The 12,935-nt window shown below is 72.2% G+C and carries 15 protein-coding genes and 1 riboswitch; of the genes, 12 read left to right on the top strand and 3 right to left on the bottom strand.

Translation table 11 applies throughout. The features are described 5' to 3' along the window. Nucleotides 1-138: 138 nt before the first annotated feature. From ACWEFJ_RS20820 to ACWEFJ_RS20830, 3 genes are all read left to right on the top strand, one after another. Nucleotides 139-1,122: a TIGR03557 family F420-dependent LLM class oxidoreductase gene (locus ACWEFJ_RS20820; RefSeq protein WP_449714735.1), complete on the top strand. Its 984-nt coding sequence runs from the start codon at nt 139-141 to the stop codon at nt 1,120-1,122. Next, a complete protein-coding gene (locus ACWEFJ_RS20825) occupies nt 1,119-1,313 on the top strand; it encodes a hypothetical protein (protein ID WP_378097924.1) in 195 nt (64 codons plus the stop codon). Before ACWEFJ_RS20820 ends, ACWEFJ_RS20825 begins: the two co-directional genes overlap by 4 nt. A gap of 120 nt (nt 1,314-1,433) precedes the next feature. Beyond that, complete coding sequence (locus tag ACWEFJ_RS20830; protein ID WP_378097927.1) at nt 1,434-1,724, top strand: WhiB family transcriptional regulator; 291 nt, start codon at nt 1,434-1,436, stop codon at nt 1,722-1,724. A 184-nt stretch (nt 1,725-1,908) separates the two neighbouring features. Here the strand turns inward: ACWEFJ_RS20830 and ACWEFJ_RS20835 are convergent, their stop codons facing one another. Together ACWEFJ_RS20835 and ACWEFJ_RS20840 are read right to left on the bottom strand one after the other, a co-directional pair. Next, nucleotides 1,909-2,700: a SigB/SigF/SigG family RNA polymerase sigma factor gene (locus tag ACWEFJ_RS20835; protein WP_378094360.1), complete on the bottom strand. Its 792-nt coding sequence runs from the start codon at nt 2,698-2,700 to the stop codon at nt 1,909-1,911. Next, nucleotides 2,697-3,128, bottom strand: coding sequence for an ATP-binding protein (locus ACWEFJ_RS20840; protein WP_378094362.1), 432 nt, complete (start codon nt 3,126-3,128; stop codon nt 2,697-2,699). Before ACWEFJ_RS20840 ends, ACWEFJ_RS20835 begins: the two co-directional genes overlap by 4 nt. Before the next feature lie 124 nt (nt 3,129-3,252). Between ACWEFJ_RS20840 and ACWEFJ_RS20845 the strand changes: the two genes are divergently transcribed. After that, nucleotides 3,253-4,008, top strand: coding sequence for an ATP-binding protein (locus tag ACWEFJ_RS20845; RefSeq protein ID WP_449714736.1), 756 nt, complete (start codon nt 3,253-3,255; stop codon nt 4,006-4,008). 15 nt (nt 4,009-4,023) lie between these two features. Here the strand turns inward: ACWEFJ_RS20845 and ACWEFJ_RS20850 are convergent, their stop codons facing one another. Then, a complete protein-coding gene (locus tag ACWEFJ_RS20850) occupies nt 4,024-4,440 on the bottom strand; it encodes an anti-sigma factor antagonist (RefSeq protein ID WP_378094366.1) in 417 nt (138 codons plus the stop codon). Nucleotides 4,441-4,878: 438 nt separating this feature from the next. On the opposite strand from ACWEFJ_RS20850, the gene ACWEFJ_RS20855 reads away from it, so the two are divergent. The 8 genes from ACWEFJ_RS20855 (at nt 4,879) to gcvP (ending at nt 12,912) form a co-directional block, all read left to right on the top strand. Then, the gene (locus ACWEFJ_RS20855) at nt 4,879-5,121 is read left to right on the top strand and encodes a hypothetical protein (RefSeq protein ID WP_378094368.1); all 243 of its coding nucleotides are present in this window, start codon (nt 4,879-4,881) and stop codon (nt 5,119-5,121) included. 154 nt (nt 5,122-5,275) lie between these two features. Beyond that, nucleotides 5,276-5,863 (top strand): CDP-alcohol phosphatidyltransferase family protein, encoded by a 588-nt coding sequence (locus ACWEFJ_RS20860; RefSeq protein ID WP_378094370.1) that lies wholly within the window; start codon nt 5,276-5,278, stop codon nt 5,861-5,863. Between the two features lie 59 nt (nt 5,864-5,922). Beyond that, nucleotides 5,923-6,306, top strand: coding sequence for a glycine cleavage system protein GcvH (gcvH, locus tag ACWEFJ_RS20865; protein ID WP_378094372.1), 384 nt, complete (start codon nt 5,923-5,925; stop codon nt 6,304-6,306). Between the two features lie 113 nt (nt 6,307-6,419). Further along, a complete protein-coding gene (garA, locus tag ACWEFJ_RS20870; protein WP_033427969.1) occupies nt 6,420-6,881 on the top strand; it encodes a glycogen accumulation regulator GarA in 462 nt (153 codons plus the stop codon). Nucleotides 6,882-6,895: 14 nt separating this feature from the next. Further along, nucleotides 6,896-7,573, top strand: a complete 678-nt coding sequence (gene ftsR, locus ACWEFJ_RS20875; protein ID WP_449714737.1) for a transcriptional regulator FtsR — start codon at nt 6,896-6,898, stop codon at nt 7,571-7,573. Between the two features lie 143 nt (nt 7,574-7,716). Next, entirely contained in the window at nt 7,717-8,190 is a 474-nt protein-coding gene (locus ACWEFJ_RS20880; RefSeq protein WP_053720858.1) for a bifunctional nuclease family protein, read from the top strand. 935 nt (nt 8,191-9,125) lie between these two features. After that, a complete protein-coding gene (locus tag ACWEFJ_RS20885) occupies nt 9,126-9,692 on the top strand; it encodes a MerR family transcriptional regulator (protein ID WP_053720859.1) in 567 nt (188 codons plus the stop codon). 88 nt (nt 9,693-9,780) lie between these two features. Then, nucleotides 9,781-9,871, top strand: a riboswitch (glycine riboswitch). Nucleotides 9,872-10,023: 152 nt separating this feature from the next. Beyond that, the gene (gcvP, locus tag ACWEFJ_RS20890) at nt 10,024-12,912 is read left to right on the top strand and encodes an aminomethyl-transferring glycine dehydrogenase (protein ID WP_449714738.1); all 2,889 of its coding nucleotides are present in this window, start codon (nt 10,024-10,026) and stop codon (nt 12,910-12,912) included. Nucleotides 12,913-12,935 lie beyond the last annotated feature (23 nt).

Raw genomic sequence — 12,935 nt, forward strand, 5'->3', positions numbered from 1 at the left:
TGGGAACGCGTGAGTCCTACGTTCAGGACCCCTGAGTTCAACGCTCGGGCACCCGCGCCCACCGTCCCGTGTGGACGCCGACCCGGCACGGGCGCGAGCGCGGCGGTTCAGGGATCGCTGCGCGGGTAACCGGTGCCCATGGTCAGCATCGGATACTTCCTCTCCAGCGAGGAGCACGGACCGCGCGAGCTGGTGAGGCAGGCGCGCTGGGCGGAGGAGGCCGGTTTCGAGCGGCTGTGGATCTCCGACCACTACCACCCGTGGAACCGCGAGCAGGGGAACAGCACGTTCGTGTGGTCGGTCATCGGGGCGTTGTCGGAGGTCACGTCCCTGCCCATCACGACCGCCGTCACCTGTCCGACGGTCCGGATTCACCCCGCCGTGGTGGCCCAGGCCGCCGCGACGGCCGCCGTCCAGTGCCGCGGCGGCTTCACGCTCGGCGTGGGCAGCGGCGAGGCGCTGAACGAGCACATCTTCGGCGACCCGTGGCCGTCCGCGCCCGAACGGCTCGACATGCTCGAAGAGGCCGTCGAGATCATGCGCGCCCTGTGGACGGGCGAGGAGGTCAGCCACCGCGGCGAGCACTACGCGGTCGAGAACGCCCGCCTCTACACCCTCCCGCCCGCACCCGTGCCGGTGTACGTGTCGGCGTTCGGGCCGAAGGCGGCGGAGGTCGCCGGCCGGATCGGCGACGGCCTGTGCTCCACCATGCCCGACCCGTCGCTGCTGGAGAAGTTCCGGGCCGCGGGCGGCGAGGGCAAACCCACCCAGGCCGGCTTCAAGGTCTGCCACGCCCCCACCGCCGAGGAGGGCGTCAAGACCGCGCACCGGCTCTGGGCGAACGAGCAGCTGCCCGGCGAGCTGGCCCAGGTGCTGCCCACGCCCCGGCACTTCGAGCAGGCGTCGACGCTGGTCACCGAGGAGATGGTGGCCTCGGCCCTGCCCGTCGGCCCCGACCCCGAGCCGTACGTGAAGGCCGTTCGGGAGTACGCCGACGCGGGCTACGACGAGGTGTACGTGAGCCAGATCGGACCCGACCAGGAGCGGTTCTTCGCGTTCTGGGCCGACCGGGTGGCGCCGTCGCTGAGCCACGCCACCACCGCGGCGGGAGGCGCGCGATGACCGACCCGGACGAGCGCCCCCTGGACGAGATCGAGCAGTTCGACGAGGACGAGCTGGACGTCGACCCGCTGGAGGAGGGCGTCGACCCGCCCGAGCACTGGAGCGGCGCCGACCGCCACGGCACCACGCCGCGCGAGCTGCGCGAGGGCGAAACGCTCGACCAACGGCTGGCCCAGGAGCAGCCGGAGTAGTCCCGACGCAAACCCGACCACCCGGTAATCCACCCGATGTGGCGCCGTCACGTTTGCCGCCGGGGTGCCGGCGGGTAAGCCGTGATCAAGCACCTGTGACACCGCAAGGGGGTTCCTCCGATGACCAGCACCGCGCGCCTGCCCAAGCCCGTGACCGACGTCTGGGACTGGCAGAAGGAAGGGCTGTGCCGAGGACGTGACAGCGCGGTCTTCTTCCACCCGGACAACGAGCGCGGCTCCGCCCGGGCCGCCCGCGAGGACAAGGCGAAGCAGCTCTGCGCACGCTGCCCTGTCATCGACCCGTGCCGCGAGCACGCGCTCGCGGTCCAGGAGCCGTACGGCGTCTGGGGCGGCATGGGCGAGGACGAGCGCCGCCGGATCATCGCCAACCGCCGCCGCTCCGCCGCCTGACGAACCACCCCGGCCGGGGACACCCGGTCACCCGCTCGCCCATCCCCTTGACGCGGATCGGACCGGGGCAGCGCCGCCCCGCCCGAACCCACCCCCGACGCGGGACCCGAACGAGCGCCGCAACGCACCGGGGCCGCCCGACCACTCATCCGGTCGGGCGGCCCCGGTGCGTTCCGGCACGCGCCTACTCGGTCAGCCCCTCGCGGAGCTGCCGCAGCGTCTTGGCCAGCAGCCGCGACACGTGCATCTGCGAGATCCCGACCTTCTGCGCGATCTGCGTCTGCGTCATGTTCCCGAAGAACCGCATCACGACGATCTTGCGCTCCCGCTCCGGCAGCTTCTCCAGCAGCGGGTGCAGCGCCTCCCGCTGCTCGATCGCCTCCAGCTCCGGGTCCTCCTCGCCGAGCGTGCTGCCCAGCGAGATGGAGCTGTCGTCGGCCACCAGCAGGTCGTCCAGCGACGCGCTGTGGTAGGCGTTGCCCGCCGCCAGCCCCTCGTGGATCTCCTCCCGGCTCAGCCCCAGGTGCTGCGCCAGCTCGCTCGGCGTCGGCGCGCGACCCAGCTCCTGCGACAGCCGCGCCGACCCGGCGTTGATCGCCAGGTGCAGCTCCTTGAGCCGCCGCGGCATCCGCACCGACCAGCTGGAGTCCCGGAAGTACTTCCGGACCTCGCCCATGATCGTCGGCACCGCGAACGACAGGAAGTCGCTGCCCCGCTCCGGGTCGAACCGGTCCACCGCGTTGATGAGCCCCACCGTGGCGACCTGCACCAGGTCGTCGTGCGGCTCGCCGCGGTGGCCGAACCGCCGGGCGATGTGCTTGGCCACCGGCAGGTGCTCGGTCACCAGCTCGTCACGCAGCCGCTCCCGCTCCGGGTCGTCCTTCGCGGTCGCGGCGAGCCTCACGAACAGCGGCGCCAGGTGGTCGTAGTCACCCTGCGTGCCGGTCCGCGTCGTGCCCCCGTCCGCCGCCGTCACGCATCCACCGTCCCCAACGACCGCTTGACCAGGTCGATGTGCACCTCGAACGCGTCCGCCTGCGGCGCGACCCACGTCGTGACCGAGTCGACCAGCGCGCTCAGCACGCGCCACCCGAAGCTGTCCCGGTCCGGAGGCGCCGACCGCTGGGAGTCCACCTTCGTGAACACCTGCACCGATCCGTCCACCACCACGAACTGGGCGCTCAGCACCGCGCCCTGGTCGGCCAGCGAGATGAGGGTCGAGCACGCCTCGTCCACCGCCAACTTCAGGTCCTCGATGGAGTCAAGGTCGAAGTCCTGCCTCATGGCGATGTCCGCCGCGACGGCCCGGACGACCGACAGCTGCGTGGGGTCGGCCGCCATCCGCAACTCGACCCCGGCCAGGGCGTTCTCCGACTCGCCGCTCTGCGGCTCAGTGTGCGACACGCTCACCTCGTCGTCCGTTCTCTCTCGTTGTGCTGCTGACGCTATCCGTACCCGAATTGATCGTCGCTCACACGTGTAGCCGACGCGCGGGCTGGGAAGACTGACTGGTGCGACGGGAGGGCCCTTGACCGATCAACTCGCGGACCACCACTGGCGAACGGAGTTCCCGGCACACGCCGGGCAGCTCTCGGCCGTCCGTGCCCAGCTCGACGCCTGGCTGTCCGCCGAAGGGCTGTCCGAGGACGACCGGTACGACCTCCTGCTCGCGGTCAACGAGGCGGCGAGCAACGCCGTGGAGCACGCCTACGGCCCCGACCAGCAGGGGGTCGTGCACATCCACGCCGAGGCCGGACCCGACGGCGGCGTGCGCGTCGTCATCACCGACTACGGGGGATGGCGCGTGCCACCGCCCGTGCTTTCCGCCCGCGGCCGCGGGCTGCTGCTGATGCGAGAGAACGTCGACGAGGTGCTGGTCGACCGGAGGCCGGACGGCACCACCGTGACCCTCGTCATGGCCCCCCGGCACACGCCCCGCGGCACCTACCTGACCCCCGCCCAACCACCCGATCCAGTGGACGTCACCACCCGCGAGGGCTGGGTCGAGGTGCACGTCCGCGGCGACGTCCCGGCGCACGCCGCGCCCTCCGTCCGCCGTCGCATCCTCACCGCCGCCCGCGGCGGCACCGTGCCGGTCGTGGTCGACCTGCGCGCCCTCGGCGAGCACAACGAAGGGCTGGTCCGCAGCCTGCGCGCGGTGGCCGAGGCCGCCGCCGCGGCGGGCAACCGGGTCGTCGTGCGCGCGCCCGAAGACGGCCACGCCCGCCGCGCACTCGTCGCGGCGGGCGTGGACCAGGTCGTCGACCTCGTACCGCACGTCTAGGGGCACGGCGTCACCTCAACGGGTGGTCCTGTCGGCCGCCACGGCCTGCTCCACCGACGTGAACACGCTGAACACCTCGCCCAGGCCGGTCGCGGCCAGCGGACGGGTCACGGCGCGCTCCACGGCCACCACGCGGAACTCCGCGCCGCGCCGCTTGGCCTGCTGCGACGCCTCCACCAGCACGGCCAGGCCGGCCGAGCCGAGGAAGCTCACCCCGGACAGGTCCAGCACCAGCGTGCCGTCCGCGTCGAGGTGGGGCAGCGCGGCGGCGCGCAGCTGCGGCGCGGTGAGCATGTCCACCTCACCGCTGACCGCCAGCACGGTGACACCCTCCACCGCGGCGCGGGTCGTCAGCCCGAGCTGCCCGGCACGGGTGCTGTCGGCGGACTCGGCTCCGCTCGTCGCCACGACGTTCGGATCCTGAACCGTCACGAGGCACTCCTCTTTCAGCTGGAACTGCTGGACGGGAAGCCCGGACGCACGGAAGGGTGCGCAACACTGACTGCAGCGTGGCGGAACGTGCCCGCTAGCCGGACTTCCCGGCGCGGCTGTTGGCTCAACCGCTGCACCACCCACCGTACGTAGCGCTGGGCGGCACCACAAGCTCATGGTGGTGCGTGATCAGTACCAGTGTAGTGCGCCGTTCGGCGTGCGGCGGATGACGGACGGTGAACGGTTTCGCCCCGCCCGGGCCGGTTACACCTCGGGGGAAGCGTTCCCGGCGGTCGTCCGCAGCTCGGCGACGCATCGGCCCGCCGACCGCCGGGGTGCCCGCACGCGGAGGTGGTCTCGACCACAGTCGCGCAGAATCGGGTGACGGGGATAACGCCGCGAGGGTCGCGGGCGACCAACCCGGTGGAGGGATTTCACATGAGCACCAGAACGGAAACCGAGTCCGAGCCGGCGAAGCCGAGGGCAGCGCGTGCCGGCGCCGCGGGAGCCGCGCCGCTGCCCACAGCCCCCTGCAGCGTGGTCTGGAGCAAGGGCCACGCGTACGTGCTCGAAGGTTTCCGGGCCCGCTGGGTCGGCGTCGACGACCGGGGTCGTCCGCAGGCGCTCAGCGGCGCAGAACTGCAACGCCGCGGCTGGAGCCGCACCCGTTCGAGCAACTGATCACCCCGCCGACGACGGACGGCACCCGCCCGCGTGACGCACGCGGATCGGACCGTCACCGCGCGTCAACCGACCGGGGGCGGTGAACCCGCCGGTCAGGCCACCGCGCGAGTCGGCCACCGGGGCACGCCGGGCGGACCTCTACAGTGCGGACGTGTCGCACGATCCGGCCGACCGGCTGCTGACGATCCCGAACGCGCTGAGCGTGTTGCGGCTGCTCGGCGTGCCCCTGTTCCTGTACCTGCTGCTCGGCCCCCACGCGGACGGCTGGGCGCTGGTCGTGCTGGTCGCGGCCGGCCTCTCCGACTGGCTCGACGGCAAGATCGCCCGGTGGCTCGACCAGGCCAGCAGGCTCGGCGCGCTGCTCGACCCGGCCGCCGACCGGCTCTACATCCTGGCCACCCTGGTGGCGTTCGTCGTGCGCGACATCGTGCCCTGGTGGGTGGCGGCGGTGCTGGTCGCCCGCGAGCTGGCCGTCGGGGCCTGCCTGCCCGTGCTCCGGGCCCGCGGCTACGGCCCCTTCGAAGTGAACTACCTCGGCAAAGCGGCCACCTTCAACCTGCTCTACGCGTTCCCCATGCTCCTGCTCGCCCAGGGCTCCTCCACCGCCGCGCAGATCGCGCGCCCCGTGGCCTACGGGTTCATGGTGTGGGGCGGGGCCTTGTACCTGTGGTCGGGCGTGCTGTACGTCTACCAGTTCACCCTCGCGATGCGGCGACGGCCGGGTGTCGCGCCGGCCTGAACGCCGACGTGGGAAGATCCGGCAGCGAAGATCCACCGTCACTGAAGGAGCACACCGCGGTGATTCCCGAGGAGCTCAAGTACACCGAGGAACATGAGTGGGTGCTGCGCACAGGTGAGGACACCGTGCGCGTGGGCATCACCGACTACGCCCAGGAGCAGCTCGGCGACGTCGTCTTCGTCCAGCTCCCCGAGCTGGGCGAGCAGGTCGCGGCCGGTCAGACGCTGGGCGAGGTGGAGTCGACCAAGAGCGTCTCGGACATCTACGCGCCGCTCGCCGGTGAGGTCGTCGCGCGCAACGACTCGCTGGACCAGCAGCCCGACCTGGTGAACAGCGACCCGTACGGCGAGGGCTGGATGGTGGAGCTGCGGCTGGAGGACCCGACCGCGGTCGAGGACCTGCTCGACGCCGCCGCGTACCAGGAGCTGGTGGCACAGGGGTGACGTCGATCTTCAAGCGGCTCTTCGGTCGGTGGGGGAGCCGCCCCTCGGACAAGGGTTCGGGCACGATAAGTTCTAGCGGTCACGAAGGTTCCAGCAGCAGGAGGAGAGCTCAGGTGAGCACGAACGACGGGCCAGGCGTTCCGCCCGAGCAGTCCCCGGAGCGGACCTCCGTTTTCCGGGCCGACTTCCTCGCCGAGGTCGAGGGCGCGGAAGCGCCCGCCCAGGAGCCGGCCGTCGCGGGCGTCGACGCCCTGCCCGCCGGCTCGGCGCTGCTCGTGGTCAAGCGGGGCCCCAACGCGGGTTCGAGGTTCCTGCTGGACCGCGACACCACCAGCGCGGGGCGGCACCCGGACAGCGACATCTTCCTCGACGACGTGACGGTCTCCCGTCGCCACGCGGAGTTCCGCCGCGAAGGCGGCGAGTTCGTGGTCATCGACGTGGGCAGCCTCAACGGCACCTACGTCAACCGCGAGCCCGTCGACCAGGCGGTGCTGGCCAACGGCGACGAGGTGCAGATCGGCAAGTTCCGCCTGGTGTTCCTGACCGGTCCGGGCGCCGGGGGCCAGGGGGCCTGAGCGATGGGGCTCCGGTGACGGCGGCCGGGCGGCCACGCGGCGGGTCGAGCATCGGGGCGGTGCTGGCGCTGTTGCGTCCCGACTTCCCCGACGTCACCATCTCCAAGATCCGGTTCCTGGAGTCGGAGGGGTTGGTCCGCCCGGCGCGCACGGCGTCGGGCTACCGGCAGTTCACGACCGCGGACGTGGACCGCCTGCGGTACATCCTGGCCGCCCAGCGGGACCGGTACCTGCCGCTGAAGGTCATCAGGGAGCAGTTGGACGCCGCCGACCAGGGCGGCGGCGTGAAGGCGACGAGGGTGACCGACCCCGGTCCGGCGGCCGGGCACCGGGTCACCCGCGAGGAGTTGCTGGCGCGGGCCGGCATCGAGCCGGGCGCGCTGGCGGACCTGGAGCAGCACGGCCTGGTCAGGGCCGGCGCGGGCGGGTTCTACGACCACGACGCGGTGCAGATCGCCGCGACCGCGCGGGCCATGGCAGAGCACGGGTTGGAAGCGCGTCACCTGCGGCCGTTCCGGGTCGCCGCCGACCGCGAGGTCGGGTTGGTGGAACAGGCGGCCGGCGCGGCGTCCCGGCAGCGCGACCGGGCCGAGGTCGTCCGCGAATTGGCGGCGCTGTCCGTAACGCTGCACACACTCTTGGTGAAGGTGGGCTTGCGTGATGTGGCGGGTAAACCGGTTTCGCCGAGGTGAAGGCGTGTCCGCATCGTGATGCGCGAGGGGCGGGCGGTTGCGCAGAGGGCCCGCTTGGCGGGTAGCGTCGAAAGAGTACGTGGGGGATCCTCGTTGGTAGCGGGGACGCCAGAATTTCAGCGCGCTGAGGGAGGCGAGACCCGATGAGCGAAATGCGCGTCGTCGGCGTGCGGGTGGAACTGCCCGCCAACCAGCCGATCCTGCTGCTGCGCGAAACCGAGGGCGAACGGTACCTGCCGATCTGGATCGGATCGGTCGAGGCCACGGCGATCGCGTTGGAGCAGCAAGGTGTCCGTCCTGCCCGGCCGTTGACGCACGACCTGCTCAAGGACGTCATCGGAGCCCTCGGCCGGCAGTTGGAGCAGGTGCGGATCACGGACTTGCAGGAGGGCACGTACTTCGCGGAGCTGGTGTTCGACGGCGACATCCGGGTGTCGGCGAGGCCGAGCGACTCGGTGGCGCTGGCGCTGCGGATCGGCGTGCCGATCCACGCGGAGGAGTCGGTGCTCGCGGAGGCCGGGTTGATCATCCCGGACGAGCAGGAGGACGAGGTCGAGAAGTTCCGCGAGTTCCTCGACTCCGTTTCGCCCGAGGACTTCCGCGGGGCGGACACGTAGGTCTTCCTCGAGGGTCTTCCGCGGGAGTCTTCTGCGGGGCGGACACGGAGGTCGTGGGTTCCGGCTCGGCGGCACGGCCGGGCCGGACCGGCGTGGTTCGGCCGCTCCGACGGCACCGCTTGGCACCTCTGGCGCGCTGCGTGCTCGGCTCGGATCCCGCGTGCGGCTCGGCGCGGCGGCTGAACCCGGCTCGGCTCCCGCCGGGCTTGCTGCGGCGGCTGAACCAGGATCGATCCGCCCGCCAGGTCTCCGCCGGATCACGTCGGCCGCCGGCCCGACCCGGGTCGAGGGAGCCGACTGTTCGCTCGGCCGCTCCCGTCGCGCCGCTCCCACCACCTCGCCGCGCTGCCTCGCCTTGCCCGGCCGCTTCACCGCGCCTTGCCGCGTAGCCCTCGCCGCGTTCCACCACCCCGCCTGACCGGGTCGCCGCGTCACCGGGTCGTCGCCTGACCGGGCCGCCGGTCGTGCTCGCGCAGGGGTACCCGCCCGGGGGAACCCCGTTTTCGATCCTGCCGGCACACACCGACAATTCCGGCCGACCGGGCGCGGACGAGCGGGTCGGGTGCCTGACCCGGCACGACACCTGCGAAGGGCCGGAACGTCGGCCGCGCGCCGTGGACGGCCCTCCGCAAGCGTGTGCGGTGAGTTGTGGATCAACCCCGCGTGCCACCTACGGGTGTCACGTGTCCGGGTTACACAACGTCAACCTTGCTCGGCTAAACGATCACTAAACGTCATCCGAATGGCTTACGCCAAGCGACTCTCTCAACCTCTACCTCACGTTGAGGTCAGACACGCCCCGCGCGTCGCGTTGACCTGCCCCCTAGGCGGTCTTACCGTCGAACTCAGGTGAATTGCCACGGTGTTGTTTCCCGACACCGCGGCGGCTTCACGTTGGTCGCCGGTCGTCGTGGCCGGACCGAGGGGAGGCAGGCGTGGTCGAGGAAGCGCCCATCCGGGCCGGATCCGGCGAACAGGGTGAGCTGTTCCCGGACTCCTCGCTGCCGGACGAACTGGTCGGGTACCGCGGCCCCGCCGCGTGCCAGATCGCGGGCATCACCTACCGCCAGCTGGACTACTGGGCGCGCACGGGCCTGGTCAACCCGACGATAAGGAGCGCTCACGGCTCCGGCAGCCAGCGGCTCTACTCGTTCAAGGACATCCTGGTCCTCAAGGTCGTCAAACGGCTCCTGGACACCGGCGTCTCGTTGCAGAACATCCGGGTCGCGGTCGACCACCTGCGCCGCCGCGGCGTGCAGGACCTGGCCCGGATCACGTTGTTCAGCGACGGCACCACGGTCTACGAGTGCACCTCCCCGGAGGAGGTGGTCGACCTGCTCCAGGGCGGCCAGGGGGTGTTCGGCATCGCGGTCAGCGGCGCGATGCGGGAGATCAGCGGCACGATCCACGACTTCCCCGCCGAACGCGCGGACGGCGCGGAGATCGTGGAGGCGGCCGACGACGAGCTGTCCCGCCGCCGTCGCACCCGGGCCATCGGCTGACCCGGCGAGGCCCGGCGGCAACTGAGATCCACGTCGCGCCGGCGGTTCCGAGGGCGTCCCCGCCGGGTACCATTCGCGCGTAGTCGCTTTATCCCGCGCGGGAGAGTCCGAGCCAGTCTCGGCGCCGAAGGAGCAAATCCTCCCCGGAACCTCTCAGGCGCAAGGACCGTGCGGGTGAGACGCCTCTGGAAAGCGGGTCGGCAGCACGCCGACCCCGCCGACGGTGCAAGCCCGGCCTCCGGGTGAAGCTCTCAGGCGCCCGACGTCGGGCAGAAGACAGAGGGGGAGGGCAACGGCAGGAGTCTGTCCGGAGCCCTGGAGGCCAGCACCGATGACGCAGGACCGCATCCCCCTCGCCGCACTCGAGCACGGCACCCCGTTCGCCGACCGGCACGTGGGCCCGCGGCCCGCCGAGCTGGCCCGCATCCTCGACGTCATCGGGGTCGGGTCGCTGGAGGAGCTGGCGCAGCGCGCCGTCCCCGAGTCGATCCGCGAGCGCGACCTGGCGCTCGACCTGCCCGAGCCCGCCACGGAGACCGAGGCGCTGGCCGAGCTGCGCGCCCTCGCCGCGCGGAACCGCCCGATGACGCAGATGATCGGCCTGGGCTACTACAACACCACGACGCCGCCGGTCATCCTCCGCAACGTGCTGGAGAACCCCGCCTGGTACACCGCGTACACGCCGTACCAGCCGGAGATCTCCCAGGGCCGCCTCGAAGCGCTGCTGAACTTCCAGACCATGGTCGCCGACCTGACCGGCCTGCCGCTGGCCAACGCCTCGATGCTGGACGAGTCCACCGCCGCGGCCGAGGCGATGACGCTGGTCCGCCGCGCCGGCCGGTCGAAGTCGGCCAGGTTCGTGGTGGACGCCGACACGCTGCCGCAGACGCTGGCCGTGATCGAGACCCGCGCCGAGCCGCTGGGCATCGAGGTGGTGACCGCCGACCTGTCGCAGGGCCTCGAAGGGCTCGGCCTGGGCGGCGACTTCTTCGGCGTGCTGCTGTCCTACCCCGGCGCGTCCGGCGTGGTCCGCGACCACGCGGGCGTCATCGAGGAGGTGCACCGGGCCGGCGCGCAGGTCGTGGTGGCGGCCGACCTGCTGTCGCTGGCGCTGCTGCGCCCGCCCGGCGAGATCGGCGCGGACGTGGTCGTGGGCACCACCCAGCGGTTCGGCGTGCCGATGGGCTTCGGCGGGCCGCACGCCGGGTACATGGCCGTGCGGCAGGGCCTGGAGCGGCAGCTCCCGGGCCGGCTCGTCGGCGTGTCCGTCGACGCGGACGGCTCCGTCGCCTACCGCCTCGCCCTCCAGACGCGCGAGCAGCACATCCGCCGGGAGAAGGCCACCAGCAACATCTGCACCGCCCAGGTGCTGCTCGCCGTGATCGCGTCGATGTACGCGGTGTACCACGGCCCGGAAGGGCTGAAGGACATCGCGACCCGCGCGCACCGGATGGCGACCGTGCTGGCCGCCGGCCTGCTGGAGGGCGGCGTCGAGGTCGTGCACGGCGAGTTCTTCGACACCGTGCGGGCGCGCGTGGAGGGCCGCGCGGCCGAGGTCGTCGCCGCCGCGCGGGACCTGGGCGTGAACCTGTGGCAGGTGGACGCGGACGTGGTGTCGATCGCGTGCGACGAGACGACCACGCGCGAGCACCTGGGGCTCGTGTGGAAGGCGTTCGGCGTGACCGTCGCCGACGTGGACGGCCTGGACGCCGACACCGCCGACGGCATCCCCGCCGACCTGCGCCGCACCAGCGACTACCTGACGCACCCGGTGTTCCACGCGCACCGCTCCGAGACCGCGCTGCTGCGCTACCTGCGGGCGTTGTCGGACAAGGACGTCGCGCTGGACCGCAGCATGATCCCGCTGGGCTCGTGCACGATGAAGCTCAACGCCACGGCCGAGATGGAGGCGATCACCTGGCCGGAGTTCGCCGACCTGCACCCGTTCGCGCCCGCGTCGGACGCCGAGGGCCTCCTGGGCATCGTCGGCGACCTGGAGCGGTGGCTGGCCGAGGTCACCGGGTACGACGCGGTGTCGTTGCAGCCCAACGCGGGCAGCCAGGGCGAGTTCGCGGGCCTGCTGGCGATCCGCGCCTACCACCGCGCCAACGGCGACGACCACCGCGACGTGTGCCTGATCCCGTCCAGCGCCCACGGCACCAACGCCGCGTCCGCCGTGATGGCCGGGATGCGGGTCGTGGTCGTCAAGTGCGACGACCGCGGCAACGTGGACGTCGGGCACCTGCGCGAGACGGTCGAGGCGCACCGCGACGACCTCGCCGCGATCATGATCACCTACCCGTCCACGCACGGCGTGTACGAGGACACCGTGCGCGAGGTGTGCGGGCTGGTGCACGACGCGGGCGGCCAGGTGTACGTGGACGGCGCGAACCTCAACGCGCTGATCGGGCTGGCGCGGTACGGCAAGTTCGGGTCGGACGTGTCGCACCTGAACCTGCACAAGACGTTCTGCATCCCGCACGGCGGCGGCGGTCCGGGCGTCGGGCCGATCGGCGTGCGGTCGCACCTGGCCCCGTTCCTGCCGAACCACCCGTTGCAGCCGGCGGCCGGTCCGGCGACCGGTGTCGGCCCGATCAGCGCCGCGCCGTGGGGCTCGGCGTCGATCCTGCCGATCTCGTGGGCCTACGTGCGGATGATGGGCGCGGACGGCCTGCGGCGGGCGACGCTGACCGCGGTGGCGGCGGCGAACTACGTGGCCCGGCGGCTGGACGAGCACTTCCCGGTGCTCTACACCGGCGAGGGCGGGTTCGTGGCCCACGAGTGCATCCTCGACCTGCGGCCGATCACCAAGGCGACCGGCGTGACCGTGGACGACGTGGCGAAGCGGCTGGCCGACTACGGGCTGCACGCGCCGACCATGTCGTTCCCGGTGGCGGGCACGCTCATGGTGGAGCCCACGGAGAGCGAGGACCTGGGCGAGATCGACCGGTTCATCGACGCCATGATCGCGATCCGGCACGAGATCGACCGCGTCGGCTCGGGCGAGTGGCCGGTGGACGACAACCCGCTGCGCAACGCGCCGCACACGGCGGCGTCGATCGCGGCCGAGTGGGACCACCCGTACAGCCGCGAGGTGGCGGTGTTCCCGGCGGGCACGTCCGCGCCGAAGATCTGGCCGCCCGTGCGCCGCATCGACGGCGCGAAGGGCGACCGGAACCTGGTCTGCTCCTGCCCGCCGGTCTCGGCCTACGGCGGCTGACCGATCGACCCGCGAACCCCGGT

It is taken from the genome of Actinosynnema sp. NPDC004786, assembly GCF_053601135.1.

Coding starts and splice junctions, on each gene's coding strand:
- ACWEFJ_RS20820 (WP_449714735.1), top strand. CDS start 139: ATGGTCAGCATCGGATACTTCCTCTCCAGCGAGGAGCACGGACCGCGC.
- ACWEFJ_RS20830 (WP_378097927.1), top strand. CDS start 1,434: ATGACCAGCACCGCGCGCCTGCCCAAGCCCGTGACCGACGTCTGGGAC.
- ACWEFJ_RS20855 (WP_378094368.1), top strand. CDS start 4,879: ATGAGCACCAGAACGGAAACCGAGTCCGAGCCGGCGAAGCCGAGGGCA.
- gcvP (WP_449714738.1), top strand. CDS start 10,024: ATGACGCAGGACCGCATCCCCCTCGCCGCACTCGAGCACGGCACCCCG.
- ACWEFJ_RS20825 (WP_378097924.1), top strand. CDS start 1,119: ATGACCGACCCGGACGAGCGCCCCCTGGACGAGATCGAGCAGTTCGAC.
- ACWEFJ_RS20880 (WP_053720858.1), top strand. CDS start 7,717: ATGAGCGAAATGCGCGTCGTCGGCGTGCGGGTGGAACTGCCCGCCAAC.